Source organism: Pseudomonas sp. (assembly GCF_049300855.1).
Lineage (GTDB): Bacteria > Pseudomonadota > Gammaproteobacteria > Pseudomonadales > Pseudomonadaceae > Aquipseudomonas.
In genome coordinates this window covers 76,888-97,147 of record NZ_JBAQKH010000014.1, presented here as the reverse complement: position 1 = coordinate 97,147, position 20,260 = coordinate 76,888, and the positions used below count along the sequence as shown (strand labels likewise).

Sequence of the window (20,260 nt, the reverse complement as noted above, 5' to 3'; positions counted from 1 at the left end):
CTTACTCCACAAACAAAGTGGCAGGTTGTTCGATCAAGCCGCGAATGGCCTGGATGAAGAGTGCCGCGTCCATGCCATCGACCACGCGGTGATCGAAGGAGCTGGAGAGGTTCATCATCTTGCGAATCACCACCTGGCCTTTGACGACCATTGGCCGTTCGACGATTTTGTTGACGCCGACGATCGCCACTTCCGGCAGGTTCAGCACTGGCGTGCTGACGATGCCGCCCAGCGCACCGAGGCTGGTCAGGGTGATGGTCGAGCCGGACAGCTCATCGCGACTGGCTTTGCCATTGCGTGCGGCGTTGGCCAAACGCGAGATTTCCGCAGCGCTGTCCCACAGGCTGCGCGCCTCGGCGTGACGCACCACCGGCACCATCAGACCGACATCGCTTTGCGTGGCGACACCGACATGCACGGCGCCGAGGCGGGTGATGACTTGGGCTTCGTCATCGTAACGGGCGTTCATCTGCGGAAATTCGCGCAGGGCGACGACCAGAGCGCGGACGAGGAACGGCAGCAAGGTCAACTTGCCACGGCTCGCGCCGTGTTTTTCATTCAGGTGTGCACGCAGTTCTTCAATCGCAGTGACGTCGATTTCTTCGACATAGCTGAAGTGTGCGGCACGCTGAGTGGCGTCCTGCATACGCTGGGCGATCTTGCGGCGCATGCCGATCACTTGAATCTGTTTTTCGTCATCACGCTGTGCGTAAGCAGCGGCAACCGGCGCCGAAGCGTTCGACTGACCTTGTGCGAGATAAGCCTCAAGGTCTTCGTGCAACACACGGCCGGCCGGGCCGGAACCGCGCACCAGGCGCAATTGAATCCCCAGATCCAGCGCATGTTTGCGCACGGCTGGCGAAGCGAGTGGGCGTTCGTCCGCTTCGCGAGCAACCATCGGGCCTTGGCAAGCAGCAGCCGGACGCGGGGCGGCTGGAGCAGGTTTGTTCTCAACGACTGCTTCAACTTTCGGCGCAACCGGCGCTTCTTTGGCTGGAGCAGGCGCGGCCGATTCTTTCAGATTGCCGGCACCCTCAACCTCGATGCTGATCAGCACACTGCCAACCGCCATCACTTCACCCGGCTGACCGCCGAGGGCAATCACCTTGCCGTGCACTGGCGACGGAATATCGACCATGGCCTTGTCGGTCATCACGTCCGCCAGCACCTGGTCTTCAACCACCAGATCGCCAACCTTGACGTGCCACTGCGACAGTTCTACTTCTGCGATGCCTTCGCCGATGTCCGGCATCTTGATAACGTGCGTGCCCATTCAGACCTCCATAACCCGTTTCAACGCCGCGCCCACTCGGGACGGCCCAGGGAAATACGCCCACTCTTGCGCGTGCGGGTAGGGGGTGTCCCAACCGGTGACGCGTTCGATCGGCGCTTCCAGATGATGGAAGCAATGCTCTTGCACCAGCGACACCAGTTCGGCGCCGAAACCGCAGGTGCGGGTGGCTTCGTGAACCACCACGCAGCGGCCGGTTTTCTTCACCGACTTGACGATGGTGTCCAGGTCCAGCGGCCACAGGCTGCGCAGGTCGATGACTTCGGCATCCACGCCGGATTCTTCGGCAGCGACTTGTGACACGTAAACGGTGGTGCCGTAAGTCAGCACCGTCACGTCCTTGCCCGGACGGGTGATGGCGGCAACGTCCAGCGGTACGGTGTAGTAACCGTCCGGAACCTGCGCTTGCGGGTGTTTCGACCACGGGGTTACCGGGCGGTCGTGGTGGCCATCGAACGGGCCGTTGTACAGGCGTTTTGGCTCAAGAAAGATCACCGGGTCATCGTTTTCGATGGAGGCGATCAGCAGGCCTTTGGCGTCATACGGGTTGGATGGCATGACCGTGCGCAAGCCGCAAACCTGAGTGAACATCGCCTCGATGCTCTGGCTGTGGGTCTGGCCGCCGTAGATGCCGCCGCCGCAGGGCATGCGCAGAGTCATCGGCGCGGTGAACTCGCCGGCCGAGCGATAACGCAGGCGCGCGGCTTCGGAAATGATCTGGTCGGAGGCCGGGTAGACGTAGTCGGCGAACTGAATTTCGGCGACCGGACGCAGACCGTAAGCCCCCATGCCGACGGCGACGCCGACGATGCCACTTTCCGAGATCGGCGCATCGAACACGCGCGAGGTGCCGTACTTGGTTTGCAGGCCTTCGGTGCAACGGAACACGCCGCCGAAGTAGCCGACGTCCTGACCGAACACGACGACGTTGTCATCACGCTCAAGCATCACATCCATGGCCGAGCGCAGGGCCTGGATCATGGTCATGGTGGTCGTGGTCATGGCGGTTTCCAACTGAATATTGTTGTTGTGATCGTTCATGTCAGATCCCCAACTGCTGACGCTGGCGCTTCAAGTGCTCCGGCATCTCTTTGTAGACGTCTTCGAACATGGTTGCGGCGCTTGGAATCTGGCCGCCGGCGAGGGTGCCGTACTGTTCGGCCTGTTTCTGCGCGGCAATCACTTCGGCTTCGAGCTCGGCGCTGACGGCAGCGTGCTCTTCGTCCGACCAGTGACCGACCTTGATCAGGTGCTGTTTCAGACGCGCGATCGGGTCGCCGAGCGGGAAGTGGCTCCAGTCATCGGCAGGGCGGTATTTCGATGGATCGTCGGAGGTCGAGTGCGGGCCGGCGCGGTAGGTGACCCATTCGATCATGGTCGGGCCGAGGTTGCGGCGGGCGCGTTCGGCGGCCCAGGCAGAGGCGGCGTAGACCGCGTAGAAGTCGTTGCCGTCCACGCGCAGCGAGGCGATGCCGCAACCGACGCCGCGTCCGGCGAAAGTCGTGGCTTCACCACCGGCGATGGCCTGGAAGGTGGAAATCGCCCATTGGTTGTTGACGACGTTGAGGATCACCGGCGCCCGATAAACGTGAGCGAAGGTGAGGGCGGTGTGGAAGTCCGATTCGGCGGTAGCGCCGTCGCCGATCCACGCCGAGGCGATTTTGGTGTCGCCCTTGATCGCTGAAGCCATGCCCCAGCCCACGCCCTGAATGAACTGCGTGGCGAGGTTGCCGGAAATAGTGAAGAAACCCGCGTCCTTGACCGAGTACATGATTGGCAACTGCCGGCCCTTGAGCGGATCGCGCTCGTTGGACAGCAGTTGGCAGATCAGGTCGACCAGCGGCACATCGCGGGCCATCAGAATGCTTTGCTGGCGATAGGTCGGGAAGCACATGTCGTCGATGTTCAAGGCCAGCGCCTGAGCACTGCCGATGGCTTCTTCGCCAAGGCTCTGCATGTAGAACGACATTTTTTTCTGCCGCTGGGCGACGACCATGCGGTTGTCGTAGATGCGCGTCTTGAGCATGGCGCGCATGCCTTTACGCAGGATCTCGACCGGCACGTTTTCAGCCCAAGGGCCGAGGGCGTTGCCCTGATCGTCGAGCACACGAATCAGCCCACGCGCCAGGTCGGCGGTGTCGGCTGGTTCTACATCGACAGGAGGTTTGCGCACCGTACCGGCATCGGTCAGATGCAGGTAGGAGAAGTCGGTTTTGCAGCCGGGACGGCCCGAGGGTTCAGGGACGTGCAGGCGCAGCGGTTCGTACGCTTGGGTCATGGCTTCTACGCTCGATCTTGTGAATTTCTTGTAGTGAGCTGGCAGTCATTCTTCGGTAGAAGAAATCTTGTCCTACAACAATCATAGGCCCGGGCAAGAAGAATATTTATCTCTGTTTCGTTGCGCTGGAGATGATTTGCAGATAGAAATTCTGCATAAACATAAAAAACAGGTGGTTTTGTCTCATGCGCAAACTGGACCGTACCGACATCGGCATTCTCAACAGCCTTCAGGAGAACGCGCGCATCACCAACGCCGACCTCGCGCGCTCGGTGAATCTGTCGCCGACGCCGTGCTTCAATCGGGTCAAGGCGATGGAAGAATTAGGCCTGATTCGCGAGCAGGTGACGCTGCTTGATGCCGACCTGCTGGGGCTGCACGTGAACGTGTTCATTCACGTCAGCCTGGAAAAACAGGTGGAGGAAGCGCTGCAGCATTTCGAGGAGGCGATTTCCGATCGCCCCGAGGTGATGGAGTGCTACCTCATGGCCGGAGACCCGGACTACCTCATCCGGGTCCTGGTGCCGACGATTCAGTCGCTCGAACGCTTCATGATGGATTTCCTGACCAAAGTGCCGGGCGTGGCGAACATTCGTTCGAGCTTTGCGCTGAAGCAGGTGCGCTACAAGACGGCACTGCCGTTGCCGGCGAATGGCTTGACCTTGGGCAGTTGAGCGTCAGACCTCGTCGTAATGGTAGTCGAGCTCAGTGGTGTAGAGGGTTTGTTGAACGGTGTAGGTCTGTGCCCAGGGCGGCGGTTCATTGACCGGGTGGAAGACCAGCAGCGTGTCGCTCATGTCCGGCAAGCCCGCCGCGCTGGCAAACCCCGGTGTGGTGGGATGTTGATGTTTCCAGCGCTCCCACAGCAGATCGAGATAACAGTGGTGCAGGAAGAATATCGGGTCGTTGGGAGAGGTCGCTTGCGCCATGCTGCCACCCATCCAGGCATGAACCGGATTGTGCAGTTCGCTTTCCGAAAAGTTCTCCCAACCCGGCCAGTAAGGCGTCCTGTTAAGCGCGGCGATGACCTGCAGCGGCGTGGGCAGCGCGCCGGCCGCCCCAAGGTTGCGCAGAATGCCTGAATTACCGATGCCTTCGTCCCAGACATTTACGACGAACTGAGACTGCTCCCTGGAAAACGGGCCACTGGTGACGCGCTGTTCTTGCAGGCTGTCGCCGTTTGAACCCATGAAGTTCGAGGTGAAGGGGTTGTCGGCCCCGCTCAGTTGCCAGTTCCAGTAGGGCAGCGTGATGTTCCGATCATTGGCCGCGGATTGCAGGGCCAGTTCGAATTGGCGGATCAGAATTCGGTGCCACGGATAGAACAGGGGACTTTGATGGGGGTTGGGGACCAGCGGATTGCCGCGGCCCATCGAATTTTTGTGGATCTGCACAAAATCATCGTAGCGGCTTTGCTGTCCCGGTCGCAGCACGCTGTCGACGTTGTTTTTCAGGATCAGGATGGCCTCGATGAACGAAGACTTCTGTTGCGGGGTCATGTCACGGTGATTACGACGGATATCCATATTGCGAAAACTCCATTGAATGTTTGCCCAATGGAGTCTGATCGCTGTGCGGATTTTCACCAGTTCATCGCTATCGCCAGCGTTCGTAGGAAAAATAAACGGGCAGCCGCGCGAGTGGTTTTTTCCTATAGGGAATTGAGCGGAATCTTCAGGTAAACCACGCCATTGTCTTCCGCCGCCGGCAAATTCCCCGCCCGCACATTGACTTGAATCGCTGGCAGCAACAGCGTCGGCATGCCGAGCCCGGCGTCACGCTTTGTGCGCATCTCGACGAACGCCGCCTCATCGATCCCGTCATGTACATGAATATTGCTTTTGCGCTGTTCGCCAACCGTGGTCTGGCACTGCGATTCGCGGCCTTCTGGCGGGTAATCGTGGCAAACGTAGAGCTTCACACTGGCCGGGAAGGCCAGCAGTTTGTGGATCGAGGCGTACAGTTGATGGGCGTTGCCGCCGGGAAAGTCGCAGCGCGCGGTGCCGACATCGGGCATGAACAGCGTGTCGCCGACCAGAATCTGCTCGCCGTCGATCAAATAAGCCATGTCCGCCGGCGTATGCCCGGGCACATGCAGGGCGGTGGCTTTGAGGTTGCCGATGCGGAAAGACGCGTTCGGCGCAAACAGATGATCGAACTGCGAGCCATCGACGCAAAACTCCGGCTCGAGATTGAATAGCGCCTTGAACACGTTCTGCACTTTGCTGATCGACTCGCCAATGGCGATTTTGCCGCCCAGTTCCCGGCGCAGGTACGGCGCGGCGGACAGGTGATCGGCGTGGGCGTGGGTTTCCAGCAGCCATTGCACTTGCAGGTTGTGTGCGCGGACGAAGGCGATGATTTTGTCGGCCTGCGCGGTGCAGGTGCGGCCGGCGGCGCCGTCGTAATCGAGCACCGGGTCGACGATTGCGCACTGTCCGCCATCGTCTTCATAGACCACGTAGCTGTAGGTCGAGGAGGCGGGGTCGAGGAAAGCTTCAATCTGTGCGGGCATGGACACCAACCTGAACAAGGAAAATGGGTTGCAACACTTTATCTAAAAACATAATGTTCGCAGCTTAAGTGACCTTGAAGGCCTCGTGCAAATGCAATCCAGTCTGACCGAATGTGAAGTCGCCCAACTGCGCGCCTCGGCCTCCAAGGCCTGCGCATTGCTCAAGGCCCTGGCCAATGAGGATCGCTTGTTGATCCTCTGTCAATTGACCCAGGGCGAACGCAATGTCGGCGAACTGGAAAAAATGACCGGCGTGCGCCAGCCGACCCTGTCTCAGCAACTGGGCATTTTGCGTGACGAAGGGCTGGTCGCGACCCGGCGCGAAGGCAAGTACATTTTTTACGGCCTGGCCAGTCATGAAGTGATTCAGGTGATGAAGACTCTTTCAGGGCTGTATTGCGGCGCTGTTCTCAAGAGCTGGGAACTGCAATAAAAAGTCAGCCAGATCACATTTCCACTGTGGGAGCGATGTATTGGCTGAGAAATCCTTGCGTGCAGCAAAAGGAACAAGCAATGAACAACGATCAACACTGGGGCCCATCCATCAGTGCAGACATCGTGGTCATCGGCGGCGGTACGGCCGGCATCGGTTTCGTCGCCAGCCTGCTCAAGCGTGACCCGAGCCTCAACATCACGGTGATCGAGCCGAGTACCCACCATTACTACCAACCGGCGTGGACGCTGGTCGGCGGTGGCGCCTATGACGTGAAAAACACCGCCAGACCAATGAGCAAGGTCATGCCCCGGCACGCGAACTGGCTGCAAGCGGCGGTCACCGCGATCGACCCGGACAAACGCCAACTGACCCTCAACGATCAACGCACGGTCAGCTATCAGAACCTGATCGTCTGCTCCGGCCTGCGCCTGGCCTGGGAGAAGATCGAAGGCCTGCAGGAGAGCCTCGGTCAGCACGGCGTCACCTCCAACTACAGCTATCAGCACGCACAATACACCTGGGATCAGGTGCAGAAACTGCGTGGTGGCAAGGCGCTGTTCACCCAACCGGCGATGCCGATCAAATGCGCCGGCGCACCACAAAAGGCGCTGTACCTGTCCTGTGATCACTGGCGCAAAACCGCCGTGTTGAACAACATCAATGTCGAATTCAATCTGGCCGGCGCTGCGCTGTTCGGGGTGGCGACGTTCGTGCCGCCGTTGATGAAGTACATCGAAAAGTACAACGCGCAACTGGCGTTCAATTCGAATCTGGTCAAGGTCGACGGCCCGGCGAAAACCGCCTGGTTCGAGATCAAGGACGCCGACGGCAACGTCAGCCGCCTAGCAAAAACCTTCGATCTGTTGCACGTGGTGCCGCCGCAGGTTTCGCCGGATTTCATCGCGCAAAGCGCATTGGCCGATGCGGCCGGCTGGTGCGAAGTCAATCCGCACAGCCTGCAGCACCCGCGTTATCCCGAGGTGTTCGCGCTGGGTGATATCTGCGGCACCAGCAATGCGAAAACCGCCGCAGCCGTGCGCAAACAAGTTGTGGTGGTCGCGGAAAACCTGCTCGCCCTGCGCAAACACCAACCGCTGCCGCTGAAGTACGACGGTTACGGCTCCTGCCCGCTGACGGTTGCGAACGGCAAGGTGATCCTCGCCGAGTTCGGTTATGCCGGCAAGTTGCTGCCGACCCTTCCCGATGGACCCGACCGTGGCCCGGCGTTCGGCGTGGTTTCTCAAGGCAACCTTGCTGCCGTGGTTCTACTGGAACGGCATGCTCAAGGGTCGCGAGTGGCTGACAAGCCTGTCCAAGGTCGACTGAGAAAACCCTATGTTGCTGGCAAGTCTGTTTGGCGTGGTGATGGGGTTGGTGCTCGGCTTGACCGGCGCCGGCGGCGGCATTCTCGCGGTGCCGGCGCTGGTGCTCGGGCTGGGCTGGACGATGACCCAGGCCGCGCCGGTGGCGTTGTTCGCGGTGGGCAGTGCGGCGGCGGTCGGTGCCATCGACGGCCTGCGCCATGGCCTGGTGCGCTATCGCGCGGCGCTGCTGATTGCCGCGTTGGGCGCAGTGTTTTCGCCGCTGGGGATCTACTTTGCGCATCAGTTGCCGGAGAAAATCCTGATGATTCTGTTCAGCCTGCTGATGGTCATGGTCGCCTGGCGCATGCTGCGGCGCGAGCGTCAGCAGGAGGGGCCGAGCGATCACGGGCATGCCAGTTGGGGCCAGAAGAATTGCATGCTCAATGCCGAAACCGGGCGCTTCGACTGGACCGCCAAATGCACCGCGACCTTGGCTGCTTTGGGTGCGATAACTGGCGTGGTCTCCGGATTGCTCGGCGTCGGTGGCGGTTTTCTGATCGTGCCGGCGTTCAAGCAACTGACCGACGTGCAGATGCGCGGGATTGTCGCGACGTCGTTGATGGTGATCAGTCTGATTTCGGTGATTGGCGTGATCGGCTCGTTTCACGCCGGTGTACGGATTGACGGGCAGGGGGCGGCGTTTATCGTTGCCAGCATCGTCGGCATGATCATCGGCCGCAAGCTGTGCGCACGGGTGCCGGCGCGGGCGTTGCAGGTGGGATTTGCCAGTGTCTGTCTGGTGGTGGCGGGGTATATGTTGTTGCGGGCTTGAGTCTCAAAAGAAACCGCAGCCCATCAAAGGCTGCGGTTTTTTATTGGCTTACAACACCAGATGCGGCAACCACAGCGAAATCGCCGGCACGTAGGTCACCAGCATCAACACCAGAAACAGCACCGCGTAAAACGGCAGCAGCGCCTTCACCGTGCTTTCAATGCTGACCTTGCCCACCGCCGAACCGACAAACAACACCGCGCCCACCGGCGGCGTTATCAAGCCGATGCCCAGGTTGACCAGCATGATCATGCCGAACTGCACCGGATCGACACCGATGCCGAGAATCACCGGCATCAGGATCGGCGTGAGGATCAGGATCAGCGGCGCCATGTCCATCACGGTGCCGAGCAACAGCAGCATGACGTTGATGCACATCAGGATCACGTAGCGGTTGTCCGACAGGGTCAGGAACAGCGTGGTGATCTTCGCCGGGATCTGCATCAGCGTCATGATGTAGCCGAAGCTCGCCGCGAAGCCGATCAGGATCATCACGATCGAAATCGTCCGCACGGTGCGGTGCATCAGTTTCGGCAGTTCGCTCCACTTGTAGTCGCGGTAGATGAACATGGTGACGAAGAACGCCCAGAGCACGGCGATCGCTGCCGACTCGGTCGCGGTGAAGATCCCGGACAGAATCCCGCCGAGGATGATCACCATGGCCATCATGCCCCACAGCGCTTCGCCGACGATTTTCAACGCCTGGCGCATCGGGATCACTTCACCCTTGGGGTAGTTGCGTTTTTTCGCGAAGATCAGGCACAGCACCATCAGGCAGGCGCTCATCATCAGTCCGGGGACGATGCCGGCCATGAACAGCGAGGCAATCGAGACCGTGCCGCCGGCGGCCAGCGAGTAAAGCACCGAGTTGTGGCTTGGCGGGGTCAGCAGCGCTTGCACCGAACCGCTTACAGTCACGGCGGTGGAGAAATCCCGTGGATAGCCCTTGCGTTCCATTTCCGGAATCAGCACCGAACCCACCGATGCGGTGTCGGCCACCGATGAACCGGAGATCGCGCCGAAAAAGGTCGAGGCGACAATGTTGACCAGTGACAGACCGCCGCGGACAAAACCCACCAGCACCCCGGCACACGCCACCAATCGACGGGACATGCCGCCCTCGGCCATGATCGCCCCGGCCAGCACGAAGAACGGAATGGCCAGCAGCGAGAATTTGTTCACCCCCGACGCGACCTGAATCATTACCGCCTGGAACGGAATGTCGATCCACCATGCACCGATCAGCGCCGCCGCGCCGAGCGCGTAGGCGACCGGCATGCCGACCAGGATCAATACGATAAAACTGCCCAGCAGAATCAGAGCGTCCATTAAGCGGCACCTTCACTTTCTTCAACCAGATCGAACTGCACGACCCGCCGTTTGCTCTGGTCACCGAGCAAGAGTTTTTCCAACACAAAAACCAGCGTCAGCAAGCCGCCCACGGGAATCGGCAAGTAGGTCACGCCAACACGCAGATCGGGCAGGGACGCCATGAACTGGTTCCAGGTGGACATGCACAGCTTGGCGCCCCAGATCGTCATGAAGATGCAGATCGCCGCCATGAGCAGCTGTGAAAATATCGCCGCTGCAGATCTCAGTTGTGCAGGCATGCGATCGGTGAGCATGGCCACGGCCATGTGCGCGCCGGCGCGGTAACTGGCGGCGGCGCCGATGAAGGTAAACACCATCATCAGCAGGATCGCCGTGGGCTCGGGCCAGCTCGAACCGGTGCCCAGCACGTAGCGGGCGAACACGCCCCAGGGAATCATCAGGGAAATCGCCAGGACGGAAAGGCCGGCGACCCAGATGCACGTCATGTAGATCTTGTCGTTGATACGCAGCAGTAGATTCTTCATCGGGTTCCACCGTAACCGGGTGCGCCGCAGTCATCGGGCGCACCGGGCCTTGTTCATGAGGACGGAGCGGGAGGCGTTACTGAACGGCTTCGATTTTCTTGATCAGGTCGGCATACTTCGCGCCGTACTTTTCCCGCACCGGTGCGGTGGCGTCGTAGAAGGGTTTTTTGTCGACCTCGATGAACTCGACGCCGGCGGCCTTGAGTTTTTCTTCACTGGCAGCGGACTTCTTGTCCCACAGCACGCGCTCTTCGGCCTGGGCAGCCTTGGCGGCTGTTTTGACCAGCGCCTGTTGATCCGGCGTCAGTTTTTCCCAGGTGATTTTCGACATCACGATCGGCTCTGGCAGGATCAGGTGACCGGTCAGGCTGTAGTACTTCGCATTCTGGAAGTGGTTGTGTTCGAGCAAGGTTGGCGGGTTGTTTTCCGCGCCGTCGATCACGCCGGTCTGCAGGGCACTGAAGATCTCGCCGGTGTCCATGGCAATACCGTTACCGCCCATGGCGTTCATCATGTCGATGAACATCGGGTTGCCTTGCACGCGGATTTTCATACCCTTGAGGTCTTCGAGCTTGCGTACCGGTTTTTTGGTGTAGATGTTGCGCGTGCCGCCGTCCATCCAGGCCAGGGCCACCAGGCCGAACTCAGAGTTGGTGATTTTGTCGAGGATCTCGTCGCCCACTGCGCCGTCGATGACGTTACGCATGTGTTGGTGATCGCGGAAGATGAACGGCATGTTGAACACGTTCACGTCCGGAACCACCGGGCCGACGATCCCCAGGCTGACGCGAGACAGCTGTACGGCGCCGACTTGCATCTGCTCGATGACTTCTTTTTCGGAGCCCAGCACACCGCCGGGGAAGTATTGGAAGGTCAGTTCGCCGTTGGTCTCCTTGGTCAGTGTCTTGCCCATGTTTTCTTCGGCCACCACGGTTGGATAACCGGCGGGGTGAATGTCGGCGAATTTGAGTTGCAGTGCCTGAGCGGCGCCAGTGAAGGTAAACATCAGCGGAAGTGCAGCGGCCAGCAAGGTGCGTTTGAAGTCCATTGGGGGTGTCTCCAGTCTTGTTATTGTTGTGTTCAAGGCGCAGCGGTGCAGCAGAGGCGGGTGTTACAGCAAAGCGTCGAACATCGGCTCCGGCAGGCCTTTGACGTTAGGGTTCAGGGCGAACACGCCACCGGCCAGGGATTGCGGATCGTGGTCGTCGCCGGGGCGAATCGAGGTCACGAAGAGGGTGTCCATGCGGCTGCCGCCGAAGGCACACATGGTCGGTTTTTTCACCGGCACGGCCAGCGAGAAGTCGAGTCGACCGTCCGGCGCGAAGCGGTGTATCAGGCCGGCGTCGTTGGCGCAGATCCAGTAGAAACCTTCGGCGTCCACGGCGGCGCCATCGGGCCGACCGGGGAAGTGGTTCATGTCGACGAAGACGCGACGGTTCGACGGCGTGCCGCTATCGGTGTCGTAATCGAACGCCCAGATCAGTTGTACGTCGGGGTGCGAATCGGACAGGTACATCGTCTTGCCGTCAGGGCTGAAGCCGAGGCCGTTGGGCACGATGAAACCGTCGAGCTGTGCTTCGATCACGCCAGACTGCCCGGCGCCGTAGCGGTAGAGGCGGCCTTCGGGCGCATTCAGTCCCATGTTCAAGACCATGCTGCCGGCCCAGAACCGGCCCTGACGGTCGCAGCGACCATCGTTGAGACGCATGTCTTCGCGGCTGTGTGCAACGCGGGCGAGTTGCTCACTGTCGAGGCTGCCGTCGCTGTGCGGCTGTAGATGAAAGAAGCCGCTCTCCATGCCGGCCACCCAGCCTCCACCACTATGGCGGGTGATACAGGCGAGCATTTGCGGGGTTTTCCAGGCATGTACGTGGCCGCTGTCAGCGCTCCAGCGTTGCAGGCCGCCGTTAGGTATGTCGACCCAGTAAAGTGCGTTTTCCTCTGCTACCCAGACCGGGCTTTCGCCCACGGCGTTGCGCGCATCGACGATCAATTCGGCTTGCATACTCATTCCTTTGCGTCGTTGTCAGAGTGATCAGTCGCCAAACGGACCGGCCGCGACAAACGCGCCGCCCTGATAGATCCGCGCCGGGTCATCGGTCGCCGGCATCGGCTGCGCCTCGACTTTTTCGCGGAACACTTCGGAGCTGTCCTTCGCCTCGAAGCCGAGGTGGCTGGCGAATGTGTTGTCCCACCAGACGTCCTTGTTGGCGGACATGCCGTAGACCACGGTGTGGCCGACGTTCTCGGTGTACAGCGCGCGCTCGAGCAATTGCGTGAGGTCGTCGAAGCTCAGCCAGGTGTGCATCATTCGGCGGTTTTGCGGCTCGGGGAACGAGGAGCCGATGCGAATGCTGACGGACTCGATGCCGTAGCGATCGAAATAGAAACTGGCCATGTCTTCGCCGTAGGACTTGGACAAACCGTAGTAGCCGTCAGGTCGGCGCGCCGAGCTGGCGTCGAGTTGTTCGTCCTGTTTGTAGAAGCCGATAACGTGGTTGGAACTGGCGAAGATCACTCGCTTGACGCCATGGCGGCGCGCCGCTTCGTAGATGTGAAACACGCCACAGATGTTGGCGCCGAGGATTTCTTCGAATGGCCGCTCGACGGAGACACCGCCAAAATGCAGGATCGCGTCGACGCCTTCGACCAGTTGGTGCACGGCGTGTTTGTCGGCCAGATCGCAGACGACAATTTCTTCGCGATCATCGACGGCCGGGGCGAGGGTGGCAATGTCTGACAGACGCAGGACATTGGCGTAAGGGCGCATACGTTCGCGCAGGACTTGGCCCAGGCCACCGGCAGCGCCGGTCAGCAGCAGGCGATTGAATGGAGCGCGGGGAGTAGAGGTAGACGTCATGGCAATCCCTGGACACATTGTTATTAGGTTTGTTGTAGGTTGTCGTATGACTGCGCTGAAGTATCGGTAGGGTTTCCGGAACTTGTCAACGCGACTTTCGGTGTAAATGACGGAAGGCCTAGCCCAGTCTTCAATCACCACAATTGCCTGTTTGGTAATGCAACTCCACTGTGGGAGCGAGCTTGCTCGCGAAAGCGGTGCGTCATTGAAAGATGAATTGACTGACTCAACGCATTCGCGAGCAAGCTCGCTCCCACAGGGAAACCCGGTGTGGCGACTGGCTTTACAACAACGAAATCGGATAACTGATAAAGATCCGGTTCTCGTCAAACTCGTTGGTGCTGAAGTCACGGCGCATGGTCGCGTTGCGCCATTTCACGTTGAGGTTCTTCAGTGGCCCGCTCTGCACCGTGTAGGCCAGTTCCGATTCGCGGCCCCATTCCTTGCCGTCAGTGATAGTGCCGGTGTGCACGTTGTCGCCGCTGATGTAGCGGTTCATCAAGGTCAGGCCGGGGATGCCGAGGGCGACGAAGTTGTAATCGTGGCGCAACTGCCAGGAGCGTTCCTTGGCGTTGTCGTAACTGGCGTTGTAACTGTCGTTGGCGAGGGTGCCGCCGCTGGTGCCGTTGACCCGCATCCAGGCATCGTCGCCGCTGAGTTTTTGCAGGCCGACGTAGAAGGTGTTGCCACCGTATTTGGCCGAAAGCAGGGCGAATGCGGTCTTGTTGTCGAGATCGCCGGCCTGGGCGCTGCCGTCCTCCTTGCCGGTGAAGAAACCGAGGTTGGCGCCCAGGGTCCAGTCGCCCAGCGGCTGGCTGTGGCTGAGGTTGAAATACTGCTGTTGGTAGATGTCGCTGAGTTCGGCATACCACACGCCGACCAGGGTGCGCTTGTCGTTGAAGCTGTATTCACCGCCGCCGAAGTTGAAGCGATCCGAAGTGAACGCACCGCGGCCGTTCATCGACATGTCTTCCATGCTCGCGTCGTTGCGCGGGCTGTTGCCACGGAACTGGCCGCCGTAGACGGTCAGGCCGTTGATCTCGGTGGAGGTGATCTGGCCGCCGCGAAAGGTCTGCGGCAGGGAGCGGCCATCGTCGGAGCGCAGGATCGGCAGCACCGGCATCCATTCGCCGACCTTCAGTTCAGTCTTCGACACCTTGGCTTTCAGCGCCACACCGAGGCGGCCGAAGTTGTCCGCCGGACGTCCGTCATCGTGGATCGGCAATAGCTGCGTGCCGCCCGTGCCTTTGCCGCCATCGAGCTTTTGCGAATACAGCCCCAGTACATCGAGGCCGAAACCGACGGTGCCCTGAGTGAAACCGGACTTGGCGTCGAGGATAAAGTTTTGCGTCCACTCCTCAGCCTTGCCCTGCGGGTTGGCCGGGTTGACGAAGTTACGGTTGAAGTAGGCGTTGCGCAGGTTCAGCGTGGCTTTGCTGTCTTCGAGAAAGCCTTCGGCATCGGCGCTCATCGGCAAGGCCAGAGCCAGGCTGCTGCAGCCGATCAGACTTAGCGTGGAACGCGGACGAAGTGTGCAAAAGCGGGAAGGGCGGACGGAATTGCGGACGAGTGTGCTCACTGTGACGTTCCCTGTTTCGTTTGTTGTTTTTATTATTTGTCATACGTCGTCGTACAACATGGTTGCGGATATTTCCTAGGTTTTACGGGAATGTCAACAGCAAGTTATACGATGACTCCCAGTCATCACACCGAACCCTTGTGGGAGCGAGCTTGCTCGCGAATGCGGACTTTCATCCGCCGATGTTGTCGACTGACACACCGCTTTCGCGAGCAAGCTCGCTCCCACAGGGGGAAAAGTGTTTTAGCAATGAATTTGCGGCAAACTTCACCCACCTACCGCACAAGGCCTTTCAATGGACCAATACGCCCCGCGCAACTGGCAGCCGCACGAGAAGCCCAGTCTGCCCGGTTCCCCCTCGACACCGTTGCACTCCACCCCCAAGCGCCTGGCCTATGCGCTGGTCGGCGTGCTGGTGGCGGTGACCGGTGGCTTGGGCAACTCGCTGGTGGTGGCCAACCTGCCTTATCTGCAAGGCGCGCTCGGCGCGACCACGGCGGAAATGGCCTGGCTGCCGGCGGCGTACGTGATGACCAACGTGTCGATGAACCTGCTGCTGGTGAAGTTTCGCCAGCAGTTCGGTTTGCGCGCGTTCACCGAGGTGTTCCTGGTGTTGTATGCGCTGGTGACCTTCGGCCATCTGTTCGTCAACGACCTGAATTCAGCGGTGGCGGTGCGGGCGGCCCATGGCATGGTCGGCGCGGCGCTGAGTTCTCTGGGGTTGTATTACATGGTCCAGGCGTTCCCGGCGAAGTGGCGGCTGAAGGCGCTGGTGCTCGGCCTCGGCACTTCACAACTGGCGCTGCCCTTGGCGCGATTATTTTCCGAAGACTTGCTGCAGATCGCCGAATGGCGCGGCTTGTATCTGTTTGAATTGGGCATGGCGCTGCTGTCGCTGGGTTGCGTATTGATGCTCAAGTTACCGCCCGGTGACCGCTTCAAAACCTTCGAAAAACTCGATTTCCTGACCTTTGCCATTCTCGCGACCGGCGTGGCGTTGTTGTGTGCGGTGTTGTCGCTCGGGCGCATCGACTGGTGGCTGGAGGCCGACTGGATTGGCGTCGCGCTGGCCGCGTCCATCGCGCTGATCCTCGCCGGTCTGGCCATCGAACATAACCGCAGCAACCCGCTGCTGATGACCCGTTGGCTGGGTAGCGGCACGATGATCCGTCTGGCGCTGGCGGTGACCCTGATTCGCATGGTCACCTCGGAGCAATCCACCGGTGCAGTCGGCTTCATGCAGAACCTGAACATGGGCTATGAGCAGTTGCACAGCCTGTACGTGGTGATGCTGATCGGCAGCATCGCGGGGCTGTTGACCAGCGCACTGACGATCGACCCCAAACACCTGCTGATGCCGTTGATCATCTCGCTGGGTCTGATGGCCACCGGGTCGGTGATGGACAGTTTTTCCAACAACCTGACGCGCCCGGAAAACCTCTACTTCAGTCAGTTTCTGCTGGCCTTCGGCAGCACGTTTTTCCTCGGCCCGACCATGGTTTTCGGCACGCGCAACGTGCTGACCAATCCACGCAATCTGGTGAGTTTTTCCGTGCTGTTCGGGATCTGCAATAACCTCGGCGGCCTGCTCGGTGCGGCGCTTCTGGGCACCTTCCAGATCGTCCGGGAAAAATTTCATTCCAGTCACATCGTTGAGCACCTGACGTTGTCTGACCCCTTGGTGGCTGCGCGCGTGCAGAGCGGCGGCTCGGCGTACGGCTCGCTGTTGGCCGACCCGAGTCTGCGCAACCTTGCGGGGATTCGCAGCCTGGCCAACGCCGCCACCCGTGAGGCTAACGTGCTGGCCTATAACGATGTGTTCATGCTGATCGCCGTGATTGCGCTGCTGACCATGATCTGGCTGTCCATTCGTGCGCTGTGGCTGATGAGCACCACCAAAGCCGTCGCCCCAGCGCCATCCACACCTTCGAGCGGTGCCCCTTCTTCATGACCGAACCGACCACCACAACCACCAATGCCATCGCTGCCACGCCCGAGGGTGTGGCGCCGCCGTCATCGCCGAACACCGAGCCACGCTCGCTGCGGGTGCGGATCATCTCTTCGCTGGGCTTCGCGGCGATTGCCATCGTCGGTGTGTTGATCGTGCTGTATGCCTGGCAATTGCCGCCGTTCAGCAGTGCGGTTGAAACCACCGAAAACGCGCTGATTCGTGGGCAAGTGACGATCATCGGCCCGCAGCTCGCCGGTTATGTCTATGAGGTGCCGGTGCAGGATTTTCAGTACGTGAAGGCCGGGGATTTGTTGGTGCGTCTGGACGACCGCATCTATCAGCAGCGCCTCGATCAGGCGCTGGCGCAACTGGCGGTACAAAAAGCGTCTTTGGCCAATGTGGTGCAGCAGCGCAACAGCGCCGAGGCGACGATTAAATTGCGTCAGGCGGTGCAGGCTGACAGCGAAGCGCAGTTGCGTAAAAGCGAGGCCGATCTGCGCCGGAATCAGGAGTTGGTGCGCGACGGCTCGGTGTCGAAACGCGAGATGGATGTGGCGCTGGCAGCCAATGCGCAAAGCGTTGCGGCAGTGGCGCAGGCCAAGGCCAATCTGGAAATCGCCCGCCAGGACCTGCAAACGGTGATCGTCAATCGTGGCTCGCTGGAGGCGGCAGTGGCCAGCGCCGAAGCGGCGGTGCAACTGGCGCGGATCGACCTGTCGAACACCCGCATCCTCGCGCCGCGTGACGGTCAGCTCGGGCAGATCGGCGTGCGCCTCGGCGCCTACGTCAATTCCGGCGCGCAGTTGATGGCGCTGGTGCCGAACCAGAAATGGGTGATCGCCAACATGAAGGAAACCCAGATGGACAACGTGCGCGTCGGGCAACCGGTGCGCTTCACCGTCGATGCGTTGAACCACCGCAAATTCACCGGGCATGTGCAGCATATTTCGCCGGGGACGGGGGCTGAATTTGCGCTGTTGCAGGCGGACAATGCGACCGGCAACTTCGTCAAAATCGCCCAGCGCGTGCCGGTGCGGATCACCATCGATGCGGATCAGCAGGAAGAGGAGCGCTTGCGGCCGGGGATGTCGGTAGTCGTCAGCATCGACACCGCAGCAGGCGACACCCAGCCTCACTGATCAACAGATAACCCTGTGGGAGCGAGCTTGCTCGCGAAAGCGATGTATCAGTGACATTTCTTTATCTGACACACCGCCTTCGCGAGCAAGCTCGCTCCCACATTTGAACTGTGTTTATCCCGCGATCATCGGGGGCAGGGTGCCCAGCAGCGAAACGGCCGCCACCGCGCCAATGCCGAGCAGCCATTCGAGCATCACACTGCACCTGAGCGTGCCCATGCGCTGTTCGCAATCATCAATCCGCAAGCGATTGAACAGCGCCAATCCGAGCATGGCCAACACCAGCATTGCCTTGATCAACAGAATCAAGGCAAATCCGCTGAACAACGGCGTCGGCCACCACTGGCCGGTCAGCACGCGGACGTTGATCAAACCCGTAATCAGCAGCCCCGCGACCAGCGCATAACCGACTCCGCTGAAACGCCGCAACACTTCACGCATCGGTTCCGTCGGCTGAAGCAGAATCAGCACCAGCACCAACAACCCGCCAAGCCACGCCGCCACGCAGGTCAGATGAACGATCTGATTGAGGATCAGCAATTGCCCGCTCAGACCATCGAGCATCGCGCCATGCCCGACCGGTGCCAACGTCGCCAGCAGCAAGCCACTCAAGCCCAGCCGCAACGGCATGCTTGAACGCCAGGGCGTGAACAGTAGCGCCAACAACAATGCGTTGATCAGCAGATGCCAGCGCCACACCTGACCGAAAAACGTGCTGCCCAACACCAGTGCAATAGTCTCCGGGTCAAACGCCGCAGCCGTCGAACCGGCCATGCTCGCGGTGATCAACAGCGCCCAGGCAATGCCACTGACCAGCGCCACAGCGGCCAGCCCACGCGCCAGTCGCGCCAGGCGCCGATCCACTTGCGGCGCTTCATCCTTGAGCAGCAACGGCCTGAAGAGCCAGGCCCCGAACAGCATCAACACCACGATGAAATGCACGAAGCGGCACAGCACCAGCGCTTCACTCATGAATTACTGGCCCACCTTGAACTGATAGGCGCCTTCGCTTTTGTGCGTATCGACCGACACTGCGTGCCATTCGACTTTGTAGTCGCCAGCCGTCAGCGGTGCAGCGGGGGTGACGATCAGGGTTTTCTTGTCGCCTTCGGTGGTCAGCGGCTTGATCGCGACTGCTGCGCCATCCTTGGTCACGGTGACTTTGGTGAAACTGGCCTCGACACCTTCGGAAAAGGTCAGGCGCAAATCGGCCGGGGCGGCGACGGTGCTGTCGGCGGCCGGGGTCTGGCTTTTCAGGTGGGCGTGGGCAAATACGGAAGATGCGGCGAACAGCGAAGCGAGCAGGGCAGTGGTGGTCAGGACGTTCTTGAACAGCATCGCAAATACCTCTGAGGCAGGATCAAAGAACCGTCAGTTTAGCCATCCGCTCGCCGCTGTACGAAGTTTTGTTTGCAGCGGTCGCCCGCGCACCAGAGCGGATGCTAGTCTTGGGCAACGCTGTTGTCAGGGAGCCCTCATGGGCAATCACAAGATCGAGATTCGTCGCAGTAACGTCGAGAAAATCCTCCTGGCGGCGGAAAAGGTTTTCGCCGAAAAAGGCTTCGGCGGCACGGCCATGGCCGACATCGCGGCTGAAGTGCAACTGCCGCGTTCCAACCTGCATTACTACTTCAGCACCAAGAGCGAGCTGTACAGCGCGGTGCTGTTCGATCTGCTGGAAGTGTGGAAGCAGGATGCGTTGTGCTTTGAGATGTTCGACGATCCGCGCGTGGTGCTGAGCAGCTATATTCGCGCCAAGATGAACCACTCGCGCAGCCGGCCGTACGGTTCGAAAGTCTGGGCCAACGAAATCATCCACGGCGCGCCGACCTTGGGCGAGGCGCTGGATGTCAGCCTGTATGACTGGGCGAAGATGAAGGAAGCGAAGATTCGCCAGTGGGTCGAAGACAAGCGGATCTTGCCGGTGGAGCCGTCGAGTTTGCTGTACATGATCTGGGCGTCGACGCAGCACTACGCTGACTTTGATCATCAGGTGAATATTCTGAATGAACATCAGCCGTTGTCGGACATGCAGTTTGAGCGGGCGGTGCAGACGGTGACGAGTGTGATCTTGCGTGGGATCGGGCTGGAGCCTTGAAGAGCAAGATCAAAGGCTGACCCTCACCCCAGCCCTCTCCCGGGGGGAGAGGGGGCCGACCGAGGTGTCTCTCGGGTTACATCGACCTGAAAGATCCAGTCGATTATGGATTTAAAACCTT

19 protein-coding genes and 1 pseudogene are annotated in these 20,260 nt (G+C 60.2%); 7 read left to right on the top strand and 13 right to left on the bottom strand.

The features are described 5' to 3' along the window. Window position 1: 1 nt before the first annotated feature. The 3 genes from WA225_RS04705 to WA225_RS04695 are packed head-to-tail and all read right to left on the bottom strand — an operon-like array spanning window position 2 to window position 3,569. Complete coding sequence (locus tag WA225_RS04705) at window positions 2–1,273, bottom strand: dihydrolipoamide acetyltransferase family protein (protein WP_422607039.1); 1,272 nt, start codon at window positions 1,271–1,273, stop codon at window positions 2–4. Then, window positions 1,274–2,332 carry an alpha-ketoacid dehydrogenase subunit beta gene (locus tag WA225_RS04700; protein WP_064390582.1) on the bottom strand — a complete coding sequence of 353 codons (1,059 nt, stop codon included), beginning with the start codon at window positions 2,330–2,332 and terminating at the stop codon, window positions 1,274–1,276. A 1-nt stretch (window position 2,333) separates the two neighbouring features. Next, complete coding sequence (locus tag WA225_RS04695) at window positions 2,334–3,569, bottom strand: 3-methyl-2-oxobutanoate dehydrogenase (2-methylpropanoyl-transferring) subunit alpha (RefSeq protein WP_422607038.1); 1,236 nt, start codon at window positions 3,567–3,569, stop codon at window positions 2,334–2,336. A gap of 185 nt (window positions 3,570–3,754) precedes the next feature. Between WA225_RS04695 and bkdR the strand changes: the two genes are divergently transcribed. Beyond that, window positions 3,755–4,243: a Bkd operon transcriptional regulator BkdR gene (gene bkdR, locus WA225_RS04690; protein WP_016985245.1), complete on the top strand. Its 489-nt coding sequence runs from the start codon at window positions 3,755–3,757 to the stop codon at window positions 4,241–4,243. Between the two features lie 3 nt (window positions 4,244–4,246). Here bkdR and WA225_RS04685 read toward each other — a convergent pair whose 3' ends face one another. After that, window positions 4,247–5,095: a tyrosinase family protein gene (locus WA225_RS04685; RefSeq protein WP_422607037.1), complete on the bottom strand. Its 849-nt coding sequence runs from the start codon at window positions 5,093–5,095 to the stop codon at window positions 4,247–4,249. Between the two features lie 125 nt (window positions 5,096–5,220). Continuing rightward, window positions 5,221–6,084 (bottom strand): MBL fold metallo-hydrolase, encoded by an 864-nt coding sequence (locus tag WA225_RS04680; protein WP_422607036.1) that lies wholly within the window; start codon window positions 6,082–6,084, stop codon window positions 5,221–5,223. Window positions 6,085–6,175: 91 nt separating this feature from the next. On the opposite strand from WA225_RS04680, the gene WA225_RS04675 reads away from it, so the two are divergent. The 3 genes and pseudogenes from WA225_RS04675 to WA225_RS04665 all read left to right on the top strand — a co-directional run bounded on the left by WA225_RS04675 (window position 6,176) and on the right by WA225_RS04665 (window position 8,656). Continuing rightward, the gene (locus WA225_RS04675; protein ID WP_422607035.1) at window positions 6,176–6,517 is read left to right on the top strand and encodes an ArsR/SmtB family transcription factor; all 342 of its coding nucleotides are present in this window, start codon (window positions 6,176–6,178) and stop codon (window positions 6,515–6,517) included. 80 nt (window positions 6,518–6,597) lie between these two features. Then, window positions 6,598–7,846 (top strand): annotated as a pseudogene (locus WA225_RS04670) (FAD-dependent oxidoreductase). Between the two features lie 9 nt (window positions 7,847–7,855). Beyond that, window positions 7,856–8,656, top strand: coding sequence for a sulfite exporter TauE/SafE family protein (locus tag WA225_RS04665; protein WP_422607034.1), 801 nt, complete (start codon window positions 7,856–7,858; stop codon window positions 8,654–8,656). 48 nt (window positions 8,657–8,704) lie between these two features. On the opposite strand, the gene WA225_RS04660 is transcribed toward WA225_RS04665, so the two are convergent. The 6 genes from WA225_RS04660 to WA225_RS04635 form a co-directional block, all read right to left on the bottom strand. After that, on the bottom strand, window positions 8,705–9,985 hold the full coding sequence (locus WA225_RS04660; RefSeq protein ID WP_422607033.1) for a TRAP transporter large permease: 1,281 nt from the start codon (window positions 9,983–9,985) through the stop codon (window positions 8,705–8,707). Beyond that, window positions 9,985–10,512, bottom strand: a complete 528-nt coding sequence (locus WA225_RS04655; protein ID WP_331691409.1) for a TRAP transporter small permease — start codon at window positions 10,510–10,512, stop codon at window positions 9,985–9,987. The genes WA225_RS04660 and WA225_RS04655 overlap by 1 nt, the downstream gene beginning before the upstream one ends. A gap of 76 nt (window positions 10,513–10,588) precedes the next feature. Next, a complete protein-coding gene (locus WA225_RS04650) occupies window positions 10,589–11,560 on the bottom strand; it encodes a TRAP transporter substrate-binding protein (protein ID WP_422607032.1) in 972 nt (323 codons plus the stop codon). Window positions 11,561–11,623: 63 nt separating this feature from the next. Continuing rightward, window positions 11,624–12,517 carry an SMP-30/gluconolactonase/LRE family protein gene (locus WA225_RS04645; protein WP_422607031.1) on the bottom strand — a complete coding sequence of 298 codons (894 nt, stop codon included), beginning with the start codon at window positions 12,515–12,517 and terminating at the stop codon, window positions 11,624–11,626. 30 nt (window positions 12,518–12,547) lie between these two features. Continuing rightward, window positions 12,548–13,372 (bottom strand): NAD-dependent epimerase/dehydratase family protein, encoded by an 825-nt coding sequence (locus tag WA225_RS04640; RefSeq protein WP_422607030.1) that lies wholly within the window; start codon window positions 13,370–13,372, stop codon window positions 12,548–12,550. Between the two features lie 283 nt (window positions 13,373–13,655). Then, window positions 13,656–14,951 (bottom strand): OprD family porin, encoded by a 1,296-nt coding sequence (locus tag WA225_RS04635; RefSeq protein WP_422607029.1) that lies wholly within the window; start codon window positions 14,949–14,951, stop codon window positions 13,656–13,658. 295 nt (window positions 14,952–15,246) lie between these two features. On the opposite strand from WA225_RS04635, the gene WA225_RS04630 reads away from it, so the two are divergent. Beyond that, window positions 15,247–16,902, top strand: coding sequence for an MFS transporter (locus WA225_RS04630; protein WP_422607028.1), 1,656 nt, complete (start codon window positions 15,247–15,249; stop codon window positions 16,900–16,902). Further along, window positions 16,899–18,041, top strand: coding sequence for an HlyD family secretion protein (locus WA225_RS04625; RefSeq protein ID WP_422607027.1), 1,143 nt, complete (start codon window positions 16,899–16,901; stop codon window positions 18,039–18,041). The genes WA225_RS04630 and WA225_RS04625 overlap by 4 nt, the downstream gene beginning before the upstream one ends. Window positions 18,042–18,155: 114 nt before the next feature. Here the strand turns inward: WA225_RS04625 and copD are convergent, their stop codons facing one another. Together copD and copC are read right to left on the bottom strand one after the other, a co-directional pair. Beyond that, on the bottom strand, window positions 18,156–19,013 hold the full coding sequence (gene copD, locus WA225_RS04620) for a copper homeostasis membrane protein CopD (protein ID WP_422607026.1): 858 nt from the start codon (window positions 19,011–19,013) through the stop codon (window positions 18,156–18,158). Between the two features lie 3 nt (window positions 19,014–19,016). Beyond that, window positions 19,017–19,379 carry a copper homeostasis periplasmic binding protein CopC gene (gene copC, locus WA225_RS04615; RefSeq protein ID WP_422607025.1) on the bottom strand — a complete coding sequence of 121 codons (363 nt, stop codon included), beginning with the start codon at window positions 19,377–19,379 and terminating at the stop codon, window positions 19,017–19,019. Window positions 19,380–19,518: 139 nt separating this feature from the next. On the opposite strand from copC, the gene WA225_RS04610 reads away from it, so the two are divergent. After that, window positions 19,519–20,139: a TetR/AcrR family transcriptional regulator gene (locus WA225_RS04610; RefSeq protein WP_038365564.1), complete on the top strand. Its 621-nt coding sequence runs from the start codon at window positions 19,519–19,521 to the stop codon at window positions 20,137–20,139. Window positions 20,140–20,260: the final 121 nt, after the last annotated feature.